Below are 18,136 nucleotides of genomic sequence, written 5' to 3'. Positions count from 1 at the left end.
GAGGGGACGTGGAAATTTCAAAATCCAGTATACGGTAGAAGGACAAACCGTATAATGGATTTTATTTTTCAATGCACATAGCGTCAACCGACCTATGAACATAAAGCTATTGAGTCAATTTATCAGGATGAAACCTGCTGTTTAAGCAGATTCGCCGTACGCTTAACCGCACAAAAATCACCACACATGGTACACACCTCTTTTTCATCAGGCTCGGACGACTTGCGGTATTCCCTGGCCTTTTCCGGATCCAGGGCACAATCGAACTGACCTTCCCAGTCCAGGGCGCCCCGGGCTTTGCTCATTTTATGGTCAATAATCTCAGCCCCTTTAAGGCCCTTGGCCAGGTCTCCGGCATGGGCAGCGATCCGGGATGCCATAATACCTTGTTTAACATCGTCCGCGGTCGGCAGCCGCAAATGTTCAGCCGGAGTAACATAGCACAAAAAGTCGGCACCATGCATGGCGGCCAAGGCACCGCCGATGGCTGACGTAATATGATCGTAGCCGGGGGCAATGTCGGTAACCAGGGGGCCAAGCACATAAAACGGAGCATTGTGGCAAAGCTTTTTTTGCAGTTTCATGTTCATTTCCACCTCATGCAGCGGCACGTGGCCGGGGCCCTCAATCATGACCTGTACATTTTTTTCCCAAGCCCGTTTGGTCAATTCTCCCAGAGTGATCAGCTCCTCGATCTGGGGCGCATCTGTTGAATCCTTGATGGCACCCGGCCTGAGTCCATCTCCCAGGCTGATGCAGACATCATGGGCCTGACAAATATCCAAAAGCCGGTCAAAGTGCTCATAAAAAGGATTTTCATTGCCGGTTTTTTCCATCCACTCAAACAAGATGGATCCACCCCTGCTGACAATGCCGCACAGCCGGGGGTTTGCCTTAACGCTTCGGGCACATTTTTGATTGAGTCCGGCATGGATGGTAATGAAATCAATCCCATTGGCGGCATGGATCTCAACGGTTTCAAACCACTCTTCCAGAGTTATTTCCTCTGTGGGCTTTCCGGTACGGGTTAAGGTGTCATAAATGGGAACCGTACCGATCATCACAGGAATTTGTTCCACCAGGCGCTTTCTAAATTTTTCAGTCTCGCCGGATACACTCAGGTCCATGACGGCGTCTGCCTGGTATTTTATAGCCAACTGTGCTTTATTTATTTCCGAATCAAAACAGCAGACATCTTTGGATACGCCTAAATTGACGTTGATTTTGGTTTTAAGCCCTTTTCCCACACCTGCCGCTTTCAAGTTTAAATGATGTTTATTGGCAGGGATGGCAATTCTACCCTGGGCAAGGCCCTCCATGAGTTCCGCTTTTGAAATGGATTCATTGGCGAGTACCTGTTCCATCTGCGGGGTAAGAATACCTTTTTTGGCTGCATCCATCTGAGTCGTATATGACTGTGACATGTGTACATCTCCTGTTTTATACTTATTTCCATGGGGGGTGGAGGAACTAAAACGGCGGGACCGGGAAATGACGGATAGCTCTATACCAAGCTTCAATCACTTTTCCTACGCCGGTACGAACCGGATCAGGTTCCAAGGGTTGAAGTTTTGAGCCAACTTCTCTCAGCTTTTATGAAAGCACCCCCGTGATCAACTAAGATGTCACATACTTGATTCGAAATGTTCTGTCAATGGCTTTATAAATGAATACCACCAGTTTACTGGTGGTTTCATGAGGCCCCCCTAAAGGGGGGTCTCACACCAACTACCTTTTTAGTTAAACTTAAATCCCTGTTTCTTCTTCGAGCATGTCTTTACGTTCTTGGTTTCTTATATATTCCCGTATCTTTTCTTCATCAAGACCAACTGTGCTAACACAATAGCCACGAGCCCAAAAAGTCCGGCCTCGCACCATTCGACTACTCTTGTTACCAAAGCTCATTACTTCCGATGCACTTTTCCCTTTCAAAAGGCCAATAACATGTGCCACAGCATATTTGGGCGGGATCGCAAGGCAAAGATGAATATGGTCGGGCATCGCATGCCCCTCAATAATCTCTATACCTTTGATCCGAGCCCACTGCTTAATTGTATCTACAACTATTTGTCTCTTTTTCCCGTACAACTCTTTTCGACGATACTTGGGTATCCAAACGACATGATACTTACAATCCCAAATTGAATGTGCTAACCTATGAAAACGTTCCATTTTGAAATCTCCTTATTTGAGTAGTTGGCGCTCTCATTGTTGGAGATTTCGTTGTTCTCGGCACTAATCACTGGCATAGCCATTGTTCATACCACCGGCATGCCGGTGGTTTATTCCTTCGAATTAGATTTATTTACGATTAAAACAATTATTGAAAACCAACGGCACCTGTAGTATTAATTTTATTTCATAGTTTTGGTGATATTTAACCATGGCGTCAAATAACTTCGATACATTTTGCATAGCTGATATCCGGCGATTTAAATAATTCTTAAAAAAACGCTATATTTCAGATATAGTTAGATATATATGAGATTAACCATTTCCCGAATAAATGTACCGATATATGGTAAAAAACCAAAGCAATCTGTTTAGAGTTCTGTTAACGGCGTGACCGAATGGAATAATTATTGCTATTACATCTATCGTAATTATAAAATCCGGTCCCAAATGACGACTTTTCCCGATTATAGCCTGATTGTTGGAACCATGCCGGAACAATTATAGATCTAAACAATAAATCAAAGAAAGATGAAATGATTAAAAGGTGTTTAAAGGGATTGATGCCCGTACCACAACAGCACAATGGAGGCTTTACATTGCTTGAAATGATGGTTGTTATAGCAATTATAGCAATTTCCGTCTCACTGGCTGTTCCGAACCTAATGGTCTGGTTTGACAACTTAAGCGTCAAATCTGCGGCAAGGGACCTGTATTCCGCCATGCAGGAAGCCCGCATGATTGCGGTTGAGCAGAATACCAGTGTAGCCATTGTTTTTGATACGACCAATAGCCGTTATTACATTTGCAGCGACCCAGGCGCTGACGGCAACTGGGGGGCTGCCGCAGATATGACCGGATCAGGCGATAATGTCATTGAACGACGTGTGTCGCTGCTGTCGTCAGCATATAAAAACAGAGTTCAGTTCGGCAATGGAAATGCAACCACACCTGTGGGTGCAGCCTTTGGTGATTTCATCACTTATGCATCAACAAATAATGTTCTCGTTGTTAACTCAAGGGGTATTGGCGATGCCGGATATGTCTACCTGACCAATCCGAATAACGGCACGGCCTATGCCGTAGGTACACGGACCAGTGGGCTTGTCATACTACTAAAATGGAATGGAACAACATGGCAATAAACAACCAGAAGGGATTTACTCTGATCGAACTGATGATGACCCTGGTCATCGGTGCAATGATTGCAGGGGCGGCCTATGCCACCTATATATTTCAACAGAAATCCTACTATACTCAGGATCAGGTGGCTGAAATGCAGCAAAATCTTCGTGCCGCGCTTTACTCAGTTATAAAAGAAATTCAAATGGCAGGTTATAACCCTGTGGGCAGTGGAAATTTCGGCATTACATCGGCGCTTGCAGGAAGACTACAATTGACTAAGGATGAAGATGAGGACGGTGTTTTTGATCCGGAAGAAAGACTTGATATCGGCTTTACCAATGCTGTCAGTTCTGAACATCGTGATGTTGATGGAAATGGGATACCTGATTTAAGTACCAATGGCGTCCCCAATGCTGTCAACTTAAGCATACAGGAATACAGCACTGCTGGAAATCCGGGAGGATATCAAGCCATAGCAGAAAATATCCAGGCGGTTGAATTTTTATACCTTAATTCTGCGGGAACAAATCTTGCCCTAACCCCACCGGTAAATCTGAGTGCGGTTCGTTCTATCCAAATCACGCTACTGGCAAGGTCTGAACATTCAGATCCTCAATTTACAAATTCCATGACGTATACCACCCCTTCAGGCCAAAACTGGGGGCCATACAACGACAATTTTCGCCGTCGGCTGCTCACAACAACAATAAAATGCCGTAATCTATAGGAATGTAAAAAGCATGACTATTTTGAAAAACGACCGGGGCTTTACTTTGATAGAAGTACTCATAGCCATGCTTGTACTGGCCATTGGAATCCTGGCGCTAAATACAATGCAGACAAGCAGTATACAGGGAAATACAACTGCAAATAAGCTGACTACAGCCAGTACACTTGCCGGTAACGTATACGAACGCTTATTAAATGTTTCATATGACGATTCAACCATGGATCCTGCCACAAACCCGCATAGTGATACGGAGTTTACCGGACTGCAGTTGCCTTCACATATTTCGTCTGTGTCATGGAATGTCACTGAGTGGACAAATACAGATGGTACAGACAATGATGGTGATGGCGTCACAGACGAATCCGATGAACTGAACATCAAAGCTGTCACGCTTAATGTCAATTACAGTGATAGACGTGCAAAAACATTAACAATTAGTTTTTATAAAAGTGAAATGTTATGATGAAGCATGTTCAACAACCGGTCAAAGATCTTAACAATGAAAAAGGGTTTGCACTTATCACAACCCTTCTTGTTCTATCGATCCTGACTTTCATAGGTTTAGCTGGAATAAACACCACGAGCTTTGAACTTAAAATAGCCGGTAATGAACGCGTGGCAAACCAGAGGTTCTATATAGCTGACAGCGGATGGAAACAGTCCGGCCCATTCTTAAACGCCCTGGCCACACCACCTGATTATGTCAACGTGAACCCCGCAAGTGTTGACTACGACTATGTGTGGGGGGATTACGAATATATTGTCCGTAATTTTGGTGACCAGACAGATTTCCCGGCAGACAAAGATGATCTGCCGACAGACGCTGTTGACGGGTCGGTCAGCAGTGTGCCCTACTGGTATCGGATACAGCATGATGATGACTGGCAGGCTGCCGGGTTTGGCCCTGAATACAGGGATTTTCAATATCAAGTAACCTGCAATGCCGAAGGTACGACAGAAGTCCATACACTAATCCGAAAAGTGTACAAGGTAGGTTATTGATCCGGCAACCCAACCATTATGCAATAAGAGAACAGACAAAGGAGAAAACATCAATGATAAAAAAATATCCAAACCAGCTCGTTCTCTTTTTTATTTTGATGCTGTTCAGCACGTTTTGGACGATACCCGGGAATGCTCTGGCCCTTTGCAGTATCGATCCAAACGGAACCTATATTGAAGCAGAACATTTCACAGGTGATTACCAGCTGGATGAAGGGTATCACTGGGCAGGTGATTATTTTGAGTCGCACCCTGACAATTCAGCCAACGGCGAGGTCGTTCTTAAATCCGGAAGCAGCGGTGTTGCCACTAACACGCCTGAAAATGAAGTGAAAACATATGAAGTAAATTTTACGGCGACCGGCACCTTCTATATCTGGATGCGTGGCAAGGGATTCAGCGGCTCTGAGGATTCCATGTTTTTCACTGTGGATAACGACGCCTGGAAGGCCTGGAATTTCGGTGGAGACTATGGAAGTTTTATCTGGACAGATTCCATGCAGGTTGGATCTGATAATATGATCAACATAGACACAACAGGCAGCCATACCATCAAAATTGCCATGCGGGAGGACAATGCGGAAATTGATGGTTTCTATATTACCAAAGGGACCGAAACTCCAACAGATGCAACCGTCCCATCTGGCGTGACCACCATCAACCCCCAAGCTGGCTGCAATGGGCCAACATGGGCAACAGACCCATTACAGCTGGAGCCTACCTGCTTTGTAGGGTACAATGCAATATCTTTAACCTTTGATATCACCAATACAGGGACAGAAGATGACACCGCCACGGCCACGATCACCAGCAGCGAAACCTGGGCAACAGTGGACAACAGCACTGTACCAGCACTGGCAATTAATCAATCCCATACAGTGACTGTGAATTTCAACACATCTACGCTAGCCGCAGGCACGCACACAGCAACCCTGACCATCACCAGTAACGGCGGTGTGGAAAACTCTCCCCTTGAAATTCCCATCACCCTGCTGATAAAAACTGCGCCATCCTCGGCCGCATGTGGAGAGATCCCATTGTATGCTGAAAATCTGGTGAACCCAGCCATCATGGTTCAGCTGGATACTTCAGGCAGTATGGGCAACTATATGAATACGGATGATGGATATATGACCCGTATTGCCATTGCAGAAGATGTGTTAAAAGAGATGTTCTTAGACCGCAGTATTTCCTGGGGGTTTGCTACCTGGGCAGGCGGAAGTGGGCACTCTTACGATAGCGACAATGCGCCCGATTATTATACCACCTACCGTATCGGCTGCCATGATCATGATGACGACCATCAGGACGCACTCCAGGACAAGGCAGATGACGGAAGTGCTTCCGGATATACCCCCCTTGTCCCCACCATGAAAGCAGCCCTTGCCTATTTTCAGGGGAATCGCGAGGATGATTACTATAACGAAACATTCACTGAATTATCGTGCCAGCCGAGAATTTTGGTGCTGGTGACGGACGGACAGGGAAATACAGCGACGGATAACAGCAAAATAGATGCGATTACCGACAGCTTGATTGCCGAGGGCATCACCATTGTGGCAGTGGGGTTCGGCCTTGATGATGCCACCCAATTGGACCGCATTGTACAAAAAATGCAGACAGCAGGTGAAGCCTCTGACGATGATTATCTTTACCATCTGCACAATGAAGACGTCAACGGAGATGCCGAACCCTTCATGGCACAAAATCGGCAGGAATTTATCGATGTGATGAATCAAATTGTTACAGGCGTCAAGGCCCAGGTGTTCCATGGGTCATCTCCAGCCCCCACAACCTCTGTGGATAATGGAGCGATTCTTTTGAATGCCAACTTTGATGCCTCGGACTGGAGCGGCAACCTGAAAGCAACCTTGTTCAATGCCTTCACCGGCGAACTTGAATCCACGACTACCTGGGAAACAACCAATACTGTAACCACTGGCAATATCAACGCATTCATCTATGATGCGACCGAAGCAGATCACGTCAGTCAATATACAGAGGCTTCAATTTCAGGGGATAATTACCTGTGCAAGGCCATGGGAGATATCATCAACTCAACCCCTGCTATTGTTGAAGCCCCACCCTACTACTATAAATTCGGCAATGATAATGGTGAAGATTTATATTACAATTTCAAATACAGTCCTGCCGTCAACAACAGGGATGAAATGGCCTACTTTGGAGCCAATGACGGCGCCCTCCATGCGGTTCGCGTGTCAGATGGCACCGAAAAATGGCGATTCTACCCTAACAGTGTGATTTCAAAAATGGCCCAGGCAGAAACAGATCCAAGCAAAGATCCCTGTTCAAGCTCCTATTGCCATCAATTTCTGGTGGACGGGACCCCGGAACCAGCGGATATTTATGTTAACACCACAACAAAATGGAGAACCATTCTGGTGACCGGGCTTGGAAAAGGCGGCAGCGCTTTTTTTACCTTGGATGTTACCTATGGTAAAGATTTTGATGATTCGACTGCACCATCTCTATATTTGTGGGAATTCAACGACACGGATGATGCCGAACTGGGGTATGCGACCTCCTGGCCCACCACGGCAAGGCTCAGCAATGGGACAGGAACCGGATGGGCCACAGTTTTCAGCTCAGGCGCTGCAGCAACAGATCTTTTGCAAGCTGACAAGGAAGCGTATCTGTTTGCCGTAAAAAGCTATAACAAAAGTAAGGTGTGGATTGATGAAAACAATGACCCGGTATACAAAATTAAGCTTTCAAGCAGTGAGTTAAAAAATGATGTCCCCTCATCACCACATCTGGTTGATATTGACGATGACGCTGTGTATGACAGGATCTATGTGGGCAACCTGTATGGAAATTTATACCGTGCCCAACATATCGGCTTTTTTCAAAAACCCGAGATCGAACTGCTTTTTAATTCAGAAAACACGGATCACGCGACTCCTGTCACAGCAAAGGCATGCAGTGGATACAACGACGGTGATATCTGGATCTTTTTTGGAACCGGAAGATACCAGTATCAGATTGACAAGATTTCTGCCGATCAACAGTATTTTTATGGCTTGTTCGATGAAGGCGCATCCAAGTCAACACCCTACATAAAATCAGATCTCGTTGAAATGCAGACCGAAATCGTTGAGGCGTATGCCCTGGATGATAATGGAGATCCCGTTGATCTTGACGAAGATGGTGACGTGGATGCTGATGACCTGGAACAATACCGGACTGTATTCTGTAATTCGCCTGATGAAGAAGGAAGATGCAACCCGGACAACAAATCGTGGATGCTTAAACTTACAGTCCCAAGCGGTTCGGCCAGTGAAAGATCTATTTCACAGCCCCTGATCGTGGGCGGAGTGGTTTTTTTCACAACATTTATCCCTGATGGGGATGTATGCGCCGGTAACGGAGACACCTATCTTTTTGCTGTGGATTGGGAGAGCGGAGAATTTGTATCAAACGCAGTGTTTGATCTTAATGGCGACAATGAATATACAGAAGCGGATCAAACTGTTCAGGATCCTAACGATCCGGATAGCCCCAAAAAAGTGGTGGGTCTTTACATCGGCACCGGAAAACCTGTTCCGGAACTGGTAATTCATAATGACATCCTGTTTGTGGGCACCACTGATGATGACCCGACAGTGGTCAAAGTAAACCTCGGGGCACTGCAAAGCAGGCTGAGATCTTGGAAAAGACAGTTTAATTAACAAAAAATCACAGGCAACATCATATGAATTTAATATGGGAGAAACCATGAAAGCAAATATACTAATCGTCTGTTTTGTTTTTCTTATCCTTGTCGTTCCCGGTTTTTCAATGGCCGATGAAGTTCAGTCGGACTATAGAGAATTTACCGATATCATTTACGAATGGAAACCTGGCGGAACAATTATTCAGGTAGGCAACCAGACCATTTCCAGAATTAATTCTGTATGGCTTGACCGGGGCGGTGAAACGCTTGAACAGGTCAATAAAAGTTACCTTAAAGTAGGGAAACCGGCACGGGTAATTCTTTTGGGAAAAGATAAAGACGGTTTCTGGAAGGCTCATAAAATAGTTGTATTTTCAGGAAAGGGGATGGAAAAAGCGATGAAATTGCTCCCTAAAATTAGGAGAAAAGAACTCCTAAAACGTTCCGATTAATACCCTCAACCATCCCCATCCATCTCAGGGAAGTTCCATTCAGGAAAGTTAAAATCGTGAGGGTAATCAGAACAACGGCATAAACAAGACTTAACCTAAGTTACGATTAGCCTCCATATCAAACCACATGCCAAACAATGTAAATTGATTGGCACTCATAAAAGAGAACATTGCAGCTAATGCATTTATGGAAGGAATATGACCCGTCAACGCCCAAATAAAAAAAAGCCGGGTAAAAAGCAGGCAGGTACATACAAAAAACACAAACCCTAAAAAGTAAAAGAAGACCAAGGGATGGAAATCACGAATGACATATTTCTCTTTCATCCGCCACACAAATAATCGTATTAAAAGCCAGGAAATCGTAATTATAACTTTTGGTATTTTAATACCTGATCGTTCTCCGACATTATAAACAGGTTCGACGGGCACATCAATTACCCTGAAATTTTCTACATTCAAACGGACCAGAATATCATTGGGTTGGCCGTAACGTTTGTACATCTTATTCCAGTCGATTGTCTTTAATGCTTTTTTATTTATTACGGTATAACCGGATTGGGAATCTGCAACATTCCAGTATCCGGATGCAATTTTGGTAAGCAGAGAAAGAATACCGTTCCCCAAATACCTAACAGTAGGAATTTTACTGAAAGCCTGCCCCGTAAACAATCTGTTACCTTTAGAATAATCCGCTTTGCCTTCTGCTACCGGCTTAAGAAGCGAAGGCAGATCGTCAGGATTCATCTGGCCATCGCCGGCCATAACAACGGTCAAATCCATTTCATTATCCCTTGCCCAGATATAGCCGCTGGCGATGGCACCACCGACCCCCTGATTTTTTTTATGAATAATTAATTCAACACGTTTGTCCAACACCATCAGTTGACGAACTTTTTCAACGGTATTGTCAGGACTTTTATCGTCTATGATTACTATGGCATCCACATAATCCGGCATCGTGTTGATCACCGTCTCAATTTGGGTCTCTTCATTATAACAAGGCACAACCACACACACTGTTTGCGACTTAAACATAATTACTCCTGGTATTAAAATTCTATCTCTTGCATAAAGCCGATATTATGGTGTTGGATATGAATTCGGCGGATTCGATTGACAAATAGGGATGAACAGGGATGCTTAAAATTGTTTCTGAGACCCTTTCGCTAACAGGAAAGTCTCCTTTTGAATAGCCCAAAAATGAAAACGCCTTTTGCAGATGAAGGGCTTTGGGGTAATAAACCGCCCAAGGTATACCTTTTTCATCTAATTTTTCCATTATCATCTCTCGTTGTTCCGAAACAAAAGAAAACTGTGCCCAGGCACTTTGAAACCCTTTATTTAGTTGCTGGCAGTTGACTTTACCTTCAAGGCGCTCCCTGTAATATGCAGCTATAACGTTTCGGCGTTCAAGCTCCCAATCAAAAATCTTTAATTTTTCCAGTAGAACAGCAGCCTGAATCGTATCCAGTCTGCCATTAATTCCAATCCTGACATTGTCATATTTACCCTCACCCTTACCATGGATACGAATGGAAACCAGTTTTTCATGAATTTTGTCATCATCAGTAAAGATTGCGCCGCCATCTCCATAGCACCCAAGCGGTTTTGCGGGAAAAAAACTGGTCGTCCCGATATCAGACAGGTGACAGGCTTTATTTTCTTTAAGGGAACCGCCAAACCCCTGGGCGGCATCCTCAATTACGTGGAGCCCATGGGACTTGGCCACCTCATTTATCTTTTCAAAATCTGCAGGCAACCCAAAAATGTCAACAGGGATTATACATCGGACATTCTTTTTCTTATTTCCTTTTAATACTGAAATTGTTTTATTTAATTTCTCAGGATCAATATTATAGGTATCAGGTTCTATATCCACGAATACGGGCACGGCACCTAACAAGGCAATAACTTCAGCTGTGGCGATGAATGAAAAAGGTGTAGTAAGGACCACATCTCCGGGCCGAAGATTTATCGCCATCAACGCCATTAGCAGAGCATCGGTCCCGCTTGAACATGTTACGGCATATTTAGCACCACAGTATTCTGCCAGTTTGCGCTCAAACTCAAAAACTTCAGGCCCCATAATAAACCGGCCATGGGCGATTACCCGATTTATTGCGTTCTGAATGCCGTGTTCCAGTTTGTCCGCCTGTGATTTTAAATTAACAAACGAAACCACCTTTTCCTGTTGCATATTCATTTTTTATAATCTCTATATGATTTATTCCCCTTTGACATACCTTCGGGAAGGGGATCATCTTCATCTATATCAAGGCAAATCAGTCGATTGGGTTCTATTTCCTTATATTGAAGTCCTGATTCAAGACAGAGGTAGACCCCGTCTTCATTTTTTCGTGTTAACAAATGACCATGACGGGAAATCCATCCTGCGAATTTAGCCGGAACTCCTTTCACCAGGGAATAATCACACACATCCTTTGTGACAACAGCGCCGGCCGCTATGAATGAATATCTGCCGATGGTAACCCCGCACAAAATTGTCGCGTTGGCACCGACACTGGCACCTTTTTTTATTAACGTCTTTTCATAAAGATGCTTCCGGCTGACTTGTGAGCGGGGATTGGTCACATTAGTTAAGACGCAGGATGGTCCTAAAAAGACATCATCCTCTATTGTAACGCCGTCATATATTGACACGTTATTCTGAATTTTAACCCGGTTGCCGATAACAGCCCCCCCGGCAACCGATACATTTTGGCCCAAGCTGCACTTTTCTCCGATCACCGCCCCTGTTAAGACATGGCTAAAATGCCAGATTTGTGTTTTACGGCCGATGCTGGCCCCGGAATCCACAAAAGAGGATTCATGCACAAAATATCCGGAATTTTTCATACTTCCCCTCTGCACTTTTTGGCATATGGATGAAGAGATTTGGAATCCCCAACCGCCTCAGGGGCATTCCGAATAGTTGACACCAAGTCAAGAGAGGGCCTGGCATCCTCAAGTCCAAATCCACCGCCAGAGAAAATATCTTTATAGACCAAAGTGTGTAAATCAGTAAATCCGCCCGAAAATTCTATTTCTGCCCCATCGACCTGAATGGACCGATATGTAGGATACCCCTGTTCGGTTGCTTTTTCAGGTAAATCCGATGGGTCCAAAGATAAAAACCACCTCACATTGGCCCTTTCAAGCTGGATGTACCCTGACATCTTTCGATCCTGGGATATGTGCACTTCCTGAAATTTCACCTCACCGAATATCCAAATCAACATATCAAAAAAATGAATGCCGATATTGGTGGCGATCCCCCCTGATTTGGTAAGGTCACCCTTCCACGAAATAAAATACCATTTTCCCCTTGAGGTGATATAGGTCAAATCAATGTCATAAGTTTTTGAGTCAGGTGCCTTTTCTATTTGTTTTTTTAATGCCACAATTGCAGGATGAACCCTCAACTGTAATACATTATAAACAGTCCTGCCCGTTTCCTGTTCAAGCTGCTTTATGGCATCAAGATTCCATGGATTCAGAACCAGCGGTTTTTCACAAATGGCGTCTGCACCTATTCTGAGGGCAAATCTTATATGCGCGTCATGAAGATAATTGGGAGAACAGATGCTTACATAGTGAATACGCTTATCTTCTCCCATCCGCCTTAATTTTTCAGCATGGCGGTCAAAGCGTTCAAACTCAGTAAAAAATGAGATATCATACGAATAGCTGTCCAAAATTCCAACAGAGTCATTTTTATCCAAAGCCGCAATCAAATTATTGCCGGTATCCTTAACGGCTTTCAGATGTTTAGGTGCTACATATCCGCCAGCTCCAATCAATGCAAAATTTTTAATCAATATTTCCTCCAAGCTACACTTAATGCTTTTCTAATCTAAACCCTATTGTGAAGGTATAAATATCTCCAACCATTGTTCCAGATTAAGCAAAGACCAAATTAGCAACCGCCTGTTTTGAGAACCGTCCAGGTGCTGGTTTACAAGATTCATTGTAATATCAGAAGACAGATAGTCGTATATTCGTGCATTTTTATTGAATATACGTTTTTTTACATAATCCATGCTGTCTCCTTTAAACCAGCTTTGGTCAGGAGATGAAAACCCCTGCTTTACTCCATTTGCTATTTTATCCGGCACATAACGTTTCATCATCCGGCGTAATAAAAGTTTGCCATCCCGGCTTTTAAAAAAATACTTATTTTTTTTATTACCAATTTCATTTTCATCAAAAGAGATTACGTTCTGAAGTCTTCCTAATTTTAAACTTACCGGTAATTTCATGGCAAAATCAACCAAATCATTATCCATGAATGGGACTCGTGATTCAAGAGAGTGGGCCATACTTAATTTATCCTCCACTACAAATAAACCATGCAGAAAGGTTTTGGTTTCAAAATATAAAGATTGGTTCACATACTCTTCGGGCGTCTTCGGAAACGCTATGTCTGTTGGAAAAACAGATCTGAATATCTCCCGGGTTGATACATTCTCCACTCTTTTAAAAATTGGAGCGATCACTTGTACCAGATCTTTTGTCGAAATCATTCGCTGCCAGAACGCGTAATATTTATCAATGTAATCAGAAAAATTTTTATTTACAACGGCCCTGTAATATCGCCACGGATAACCACCAAAAAGTTCATCTCCGCCTGTTCCGCTCAATACAACTTTAACGAAATTTCCAGCTAATTTCGATGCATAATAATTTGGATAACTCTGCCCAACCCGGGGCTCTTCAAGGTGCCAGGCAAAACGAGGCATGCACCTTTCCATATCTCCTGACTTTAGCACCATTTCATAGTGCTCAGTCTTATACAAATAGGACATGTATTCAGAAATTGATCGTTCGTCATATGCCAATTCCATTCCTGAAATTGAATTCATATCAAAGCCGATTGTGAATGTTTTCAATTCAGAAATCGATTTTGCCGACACACAAGAAATGGCCCCACTATCCATTCCGCCACTCAAATAACTCCCAATTTCTACGTCGGCAACCAGTTGGCGTTCAACCGCTTTAACGAACAAATGCTCCAACTCATGAAGGTAGTCTCGCTCATTGACAGGCCCACTTGGCTCTGTAAAATTAAAATCCCAATACTGCTTCTTTTTTAGTTCATTAATGCTGACAATTCTGTCACTGGTTTTAAGATCAATGGTTAAAATATGACCTGGAGGTAACAGCCTAACATTTTTATACAAAGTCCTGTCTGAAAATATATTTTGAAATGTAAGATACTCTACAAGAGCCTTGCAGTCGACATCCGCCTGATACACCTTATATTCAAGTATTGATTTCACTTCACTGGCAAAAAGAAATGTTCGCTGATTTGGTGAAGTTTGGGAAATTGTATAATATACCGGCTTTATACCATATCTATCTCTTGCAATATAAAATTGTTTTTTAAAATTATCATATAGTGCAAAGGCGAACATCCCATTAAATTTTTCAACACATGAAATTCCCCACTCTATATATGCGTAAATAATGACTTCTGTATCTGTCAGAGTAAAAAAATGATGGCCAAGCGCTTTTAGCTCATTCCTTAATTCTTTAAAATTATAAATTTCCCCATTGTATGAAATCCAAATATTCCCTGAAAGGTCACTCATCGGCTGGTGCCCTGCAGAAGAAAGATCTAAGATACTCAGCCGTCTATGCCCCAAGAAAAGATCCCAGTCATGAGAGTTAATCTTGCTCTGAGCTTCTACGGAATCAATGGAAGGGAGTAATGGAGAAAGATGACTAAAATTGTTATCGGTTAGATTAAACTGGAAAGAAACCGGTTGAATATGGCGGCATCCCGTATGAAATAAGAGATAGCCGGCATCATCAGGACCTCGATGACAGATCACATCAAGCATGCTTTTAAAAAATTGTGTATCAATCCCTCTATGATCCAGGCATAAAGCACCACTAATACCGCACATGATTCCTCTCAGTTTCTTCTATAATTCTTTGACAAGATGATGAACCACTTGATTTTGTATTTCTTCTGTCATTCCATAATACATTGGTAATGTCAGGCAGTGATGATAAGCATATTCACTTCCTTTTACGGAACCTGAAACTCGGCACTTTTGATTATTATAAAAGGCTGGATGCATGTGCAGGCTGTAAGTTCCAATCTGAACCTCAATCCCTTTTGATCTAAGCCGTTCCATAATTCTATTCCTGTCTTCTACAAATATGCAAAATGACTGGAAAGAGTGTCTCCCATTCTCCGGATATTCTGGCAATGAGATCCCCTCAACACCTAAAAGCATTCTTTTATAATTTTTAGCTAACTGAATCCTGCTTTCCAATAATTTGTTAATATGCTTCATTTGAACCAGGCCGACAGCAGCCTGAATATTGCTCAATTTATAATTGGTACCGATTTGAACAAAAGCGGTTTTCTCTCTCGACTCAGATTCGCCAATTCCAAAATGCTTATACGAATTCATCCAATGTGCAAGATTCGGTTTATTTGTCGTAACCAAGCCCCCTTCTCCTGTGGTGATGAATTTCCGTGGATGTAAGCTAAACACAGAAATATCGGCCAAAGACCCAGCAAACTGATTTTGAGATTTAACCCCAAGGGAACAGGCGGCATCTTCAATTACATAGATGCCATACTTTTTTTTTAAGGCGTCTAACCGAGTATAATCAAGGGGACATCCAAAAAGGGATACCGGAAGAATAGCCTTTGTTTTTGGGGTGATGGCTTTTTCAATGACGTCATAGTCAATTAGCATGTTGGACGGATTTACATCAACAAGAACAATATCCGCACCAACAATATTTACGACCGAAGCTGTTGCAGGATAGGTATAATCCGGCACAATAACTTCATCACCAGAGCCGATGCCCAATGCCCGAAGTGCCATCTCAAGACCTAAGGTGCAATTACATACGGCCACCACATGGGACACGTTTAAATATTGGCCAACCGCTTCCTCCAACGCCCTGGTTTGTTCACCTTCCGTGAGAAAACCCGAGTCAAGAACCTTCAGCACCTCGTCCTTAACCTCATCTGTGATGTACGGCTTTATCAATGGAATTTTCATTATGATTTAGCCTTTTCTCTTCGCTTTTCCACTTCCTTCTTATGAGCATTTCGCCATTCAATCAGACGCTTCAACCCTTGTTTTAGCCCTATATCTGCTTTAAAATTGATTTCTTTTTCAGCTTTAACTGGAGACCCAACTCTGTTCTTAACAAAGGTCAATCCCCCCTCTTTATACTCAATATCCAAGTCCGAACCTGTTATTTCCAGGATGAGGCGGGCAAGCTGCTCAATTGAGGTCTTTATACCTGTTCCTACATTGTAAAATGAATCCGTTGCGTCGGATTTCATCGCTTGAATATTTGCCTTTGCACAATCGCCTACATACACAAAATCATAAGCCTGGCTGCCATCCCCATAAACAACCGGCGGCAATCCATTGTCTAATCGATCCAAAATTTTCATGATCACGGCAATATATGTCCCCTGATAATCCTGCCGGGGGCCGTAAACATTCATATACCTGAGGCCCGTGTAATCAAAATGCTGATCCGTTTTCTTGTAGCGGTGATAAAGGGCCCGGCACATCTGCTCACCAGCAATTTTAGTTGCACCGTAAAAATTATTATTATTGTAAGGATGCTCTTCGGTCATAGGCTCTTCAACTGCGTCTCCGTAGACGCTTGCAGAAGAGGAGTAAACCAGTCGACGTACGCCCTTGTTGAGCATTGCTTCAAGCACATTAAACGTACCACCTATATTCACTTCAAATGCGGATCGGGGATAATCATAGCAATGAAGCAACCAAAGTGCCGCCAGATGAAACACGCCATCAATATCATTCATGGCACTGTTTAAAATATCTCTGTGGAGCAGGTCCCCGCCAAGCTCATATATTTTTACTCTCGGGTCTTTTAATGCTGCAGCCAAATTTTCTTCGCTTCCCCGCGTAAAGTTATCATAAACACGAATTTCAGCGACATCCTCCTGTATTAATTGATCCACAAGTGTTGATCCGATGAAGCCTGCGCCTCCGATTACCAAAAACCGTTTCCCTCTGATATCCATAGCCTGATTATTCCTCTTTCCTATATTCTTTTGACCTAAAAAATAAAGCGATTCCTATTAAACACCACTCAACAATTGTACCAGCCAGTCTTGATGCAATGGCAACGGCAAACGCAATGGGTATTGGAATGAGATATGAATATAATTCAACTAGAATCCCATCCCGAACCCCGATACCCGAAGGAGCAAATAGATTCAAAAGTCCTATTAAAAATGCCCAGGATCTTGCCCCCATTATATAGGGTATTTTTTCAAACGGTATAAAGTAAAAGGTATTCAGCAAAAAAAGACCAATACATCCACTAATAAACGCCTGCAAGATAAAAATTGAACAAATATAGATCCAATCATAAAATTTTAAATAAATTTCAACCGGCTCTTTTTTGATTGCTGCAAAAAAAAAATTGATAAAACAAACAAAAAATTGGGGGTATATCAGGATAAATCCAATAAATAACAGAATAGTATAATCTGTTATTGAGAATCCTATATTAATATATTCTGTTGCATTGAGAATCACAGGCAGAGTAATCATTCCAATCAGGCATTGGAAGTATAACCCCATGCCAACATGGTATGATGCTGCTATAATTGAAACTTTGTTTGGAATTCCAACTTTATTGCATTCAATAAGTTTGGTAAAAACCAGCCCCACTTTTCCGGGAAGATATTTGCCTATCTGGGAAATCATTTCTATTCTGAAACATATCGAATACGGAATTTCATAATGAAATATAGCCAAAACCTTCTTCCAAATCAGAACCTGCAAAAGGCTATTGGCCATTATCGATAAAGACGCCAGAATAAGCCAGAGTCCTTTAATGTCGAGTTTTTCCCAGTCTATGGAGCCCCACTCCGCATACATTTTTTTACATATCGCAAAAAAAAGAAAAAAAACAGCAGAATACAGAAACAAGCTCATACATCTCCAATACTTAAATTTT

16 protein-coding genes and 1 riboswitch are annotated in these 18,136 nt (G+C 42.9%); of the genes, 6 read left to right on the top strand and 10 right to left on the bottom strand.

The annotated features are described in order from the left end of the window. Positions 1-122: 122 nt before the first annotated feature. Positions 123-1,424 (bottom strand): phosphomethylpyrimidine synthase ThiC, encoded by a 1,302-nt coding sequence (gene thiC / locus B147_RS0112830; protein ID WP_026259639.1) that lies wholly within the window; start codon positions 1,422-1,424, stop codon positions 123-125. An 83-nt stretch (positions 1,425-1,507) separates the two neighbouring features. Continuing rightward, a riboswitch (TPP riboswitch) is annotated at positions 1,508-1,619 on the bottom strand. Between the two features lie 127 nt (positions 1,620-1,746). Then, the gene (gene tnpA / locus B147_RS0112825) at positions 1,747-2,172 is read right to left on the bottom strand and encodes an IS200/IS605 family transposase (protein ID WP_020587603.1); all 426 of its coding nucleotides are present in this window, start codon (positions 2,170-2,172) and stop codon (positions 1,747-1,749) included. A gap of 563 nt (positions 2,173-2,735) precedes the next feature. On the opposite strand from tnpA, the gene B147_RS0112820 reads away from it, so the two are divergent. From B147_RS0112820 to B147_RS0112795, 6 genes are read left to right on the top strand one after another with little or no spacing between them, the layout of a single operon-like run. Further along, positions 2,736-3,317: a GspH/FimT family pseudopilin gene (locus B147_RS0112820; RefSeq protein WP_245569009.1), complete on the top strand. Its 582-nt coding sequence runs from the start codon at positions 2,736-2,738 to the stop codon at positions 3,315-3,317. Then, positions 3,308-4,024 (top strand): prepilin-type N-terminal cleavage/methylation domain-containing protein, encoded by a 717-nt coding sequence (locus tag B147_RS0112815; RefSeq protein ID WP_020587601.1) that lies wholly within the window; start codon positions 3,308-3,310, stop codon positions 4,022-4,024. The genes B147_RS0112820 and B147_RS0112815 overlap by 10 nt, the downstream gene beginning before the upstream one ends. 13 nt (positions 4,025-4,037) lie before the next feature. After that, the gene (gene pilV / locus B147_RS0112810; protein WP_020587600.1) at positions 4,038-4,490 is read left to right on the top strand and encodes a type IV pilus modification protein PilV; all 453 of its coding nucleotides are present in this window, start codon (positions 4,038-4,040) and stop codon (positions 4,488-4,490) included. Beyond that, a complete protein-coding gene (locus B147_RS0112805; RefSeq protein WP_020587599.1) occupies positions 4,487-5,029 on the top strand; it encodes a pilus assembly PilX family protein in 543 nt (180 codons plus the stop codon). Before pilV ends, B147_RS0112805 begins: the two co-directional genes overlap by 4 nt. 53 nt (positions 5,030-5,082) lie before the next feature. Continuing rightward, positions 5,083-8,718 carry a PilC/PilY family type IV pilus protein gene (locus B147_RS0112800; protein ID WP_020587598.1) on the top strand — a complete coding sequence of 1,212 codons (3,636 nt, stop codon included), beginning with the start codon at positions 5,083-5,085 and terminating at the stop codon, positions 8,716-8,718. 46 nt (positions 8,719-8,764) lie between these two features. Continuing rightward, positions 8,765-9,154, top strand: a complete 390-nt coding sequence (locus B147_RS0112795; protein ID WP_020587597.1) for a hypothetical protein — start codon at positions 8,765-8,767, stop codon at positions 9,152-9,154. A gap of 90 nt (positions 9,155-9,244) precedes the next feature. Here B147_RS0112795 and B147_RS0112790 read toward each other — a convergent pair whose 3' ends face one another. Genes B147_RS0112790 through B147_RS0112755 form a run of 8 tightly spaced genes read right to left on the bottom strand, consistent with a single transcriptional unit; the run spans position 9,245 to position 18,114 of the window. Further along, positions 9,245-10,192 carry a glycosyltransferase family 2 protein gene (locus tag B147_RS0112790; RefSeq protein WP_020587596.1) on the bottom strand — a complete coding sequence of 316 codons (948 nt, stop codon included), beginning with the start codon at positions 10,190-10,192 and terminating at the stop codon, positions 9,245-9,247. Between the two features lie 22 nt (positions 10,193-10,214). Then, the gene (locus B147_RS0112785) at positions 10,215-11,360 is read right to left on the bottom strand and encodes a DegT/DnrJ/EryC1/StrS family aminotransferase (RefSeq protein WP_020587595.1); all 1,146 of its coding nucleotides are present in this window, start codon (positions 11,358-11,360) and stop codon (positions 10,215-10,217) included. Continuing rightward, entirely contained in the window at positions 11,357-12,013 is a 657-nt protein-coding gene (locus B147_RS0112780) for an acyltransferase (RefSeq protein ID WP_020587594.1), read from the bottom strand. The genes B147_RS0112785 and B147_RS0112780 overlap by 4 nt, the downstream gene beginning before the upstream one ends. After that, on the bottom strand, positions 12,010-12,975 hold the full coding sequence (locus tag B147_RS0112775) for a Gfo/Idh/MocA family protein (RefSeq protein ID WP_020587593.1): 966 nt from the start codon (positions 12,973-12,975) through the stop codon (positions 12,010-12,012). The genes B147_RS0112780 and B147_RS0112775 overlap by 4 nt, the downstream gene beginning before the upstream one ends. A gap of 42 nt (positions 12,976-13,017) precedes the next feature. Next, entirely contained in the window at positions 13,018-15,066 is a 2,049-nt protein-coding gene (asnB, locus tag B147_RS0112770; RefSeq protein ID WP_026259636.1) for an asparagine synthase (glutamine-hydrolyzing), read from the bottom strand. 18 nt (positions 15,067-15,084) lie between these two features. Next, positions 15,085-16,185 (bottom strand): DegT/DnrJ/EryC1/StrS family aminotransferase, encoded by a 1,101-nt coding sequence (locus B147_RS0112765; protein WP_020587591.1) that lies wholly within the window; start codon positions 16,183-16,185, stop codon positions 15,085-15,087. Next, positions 16,185-17,192, bottom strand: a complete 1,008-nt coding sequence (locus B147_RS0112760; protein ID WP_020587590.1) for an NAD-dependent epimerase/dehydratase family protein — start codon at positions 17,190-17,192, stop codon at positions 16,185-16,187. Before B147_RS0112760 ends, B147_RS0112765 begins: the two co-directional genes overlap by 1 nt. A gap of 7 nt (positions 17,193-17,199) precedes the next feature. Continuing rightward, positions 17,200-18,114: a lysylphosphatidylglycerol synthase domain-containing protein gene (locus B147_RS0112755; protein WP_020587589.1), complete on the bottom strand. Its 915-nt coding sequence runs from the start codon at positions 18,112-18,114 to the stop codon at positions 17,200-17,202. Positions 18,115-18,136: the final 22 nt, after the last annotated feature.

The organism is Desulfobacter curvatus DSM 3379, assembly GCF_000373985.1.
GTDB lineage: Bacteria > Desulfobacterota > Desulfobacteria > Desulfobacterales > Desulfobacteraceae > Desulfobacter > Desulfobacter curvatus.
This window is presented reverse-complemented; position numbering and strand designations above follow the sequence as displayed.

What these genes read in the sequence shown, in the direction of transcription:
- B147_RS0112785 (WP_020587595.1), bottom strand. Translation starts at nt 11,360, where the DNA reads ATGAATATGCAACAGGAAAAGGTGGTTTCGTTTGTTAATTTAAAATCA.
- B147_RS0112760 (WP_020587590.1), bottom strand. Translation starts at nt 17,192, where the DNA reads ATGGATATCAGAGGGAAACGGTTTTTGGTAATCGGAGGCGCAGGCTTC.
- B147_RS0112820 (WP_245569009.1), top strand. Translation starts at nt 2,736, where the DNA reads ATGCCCGTACCACAACAGCACAATGGAGGCTTTACATTGCTTGAAATG.
- asnB (WP_026259636.1), bottom strand. Translation starts at nt 15,066, where the DNA reads ATGTGCGGTATTAGTGGTGCTTTATGCCTGGATCATAGAGGGATTGAT.
- B147_RS0112765 (WP_020587591.1), bottom strand. Translation starts at nt 16,185, where the DNA reads ATGAAAATTCCATTGATAAAGCCGTACATCACAGATGAGGTTAAGGAC.
- tnpA (WP_020587603.1), bottom strand. Translation starts at nt 2,172, where the DNA reads ATGGAACGTTTTCATAGGTTAGCACATTCAATTTGGGATTGTAAGTAT.
- B147_RS0112755 (WP_020587589.1), bottom strand. Translation starts at nt 18,114, where the DNA reads ATGAGCTTGTTTCTGTATTCTGCTGTTTTTTTTCTTTTTTTTGCGATA.
- B147_RS0112790 (WP_020587596.1), bottom strand. Translation starts at nt 10,192, where the DNA reads ATGTTTAAGTCGCAAACAGTGTGTGTGGTTGTGCCTTGTTATAATGAA.
- pilV (WP_020587600.1), top strand. Translation starts at nt 4,038, where the DNA reads ATGACTATTTTGAAAAACGACCGGGGCTTTACTTTGATAGAAGTACTC.
- thiC (WP_026259639.1), bottom strand. Translation starts at nt 1,424, where the DNA reads ATGTCACAGTCATATACGACTCAGATGGATGCAGCCAAAAAAGGTATT.
- B147_RS0112795 (WP_020587597.1), top strand. Translation starts at nt 8,765, where the DNA reads ATGAAAGCAAATATACTAATCGTCTGTTTTGTTTTTCTTATCCTTGTC.
- B147_RS0112805 (WP_020587599.1), top strand. Translation starts at nt 4,487, where the DNA reads ATGATGAAGCATGTTCAACAACCGGTCAAAGATCTTAACAATGAAAAA.
- B147_RS0112800 (WP_020587598.1), top strand. Translation starts at nt 5,083, where the DNA reads ATGATAAAAAAATATCCAAACCAGCTCGTTCTCTTTTTTATTTTGATG.
- B147_RS0112780 (WP_020587594.1), bottom strand. Translation starts at nt 12,013, where the DNA reads ATGAAAAATTCCGGATATTTTGTGCATGAATCCTCTTTTGTGGATTCC.
- B147_RS0112815 (WP_020587601.1), top strand. Translation starts at nt 3,308, where the DNA reads ATGGCAATAAACAACCAGAAGGGATTTACTCTGATCGAACTGATGATG.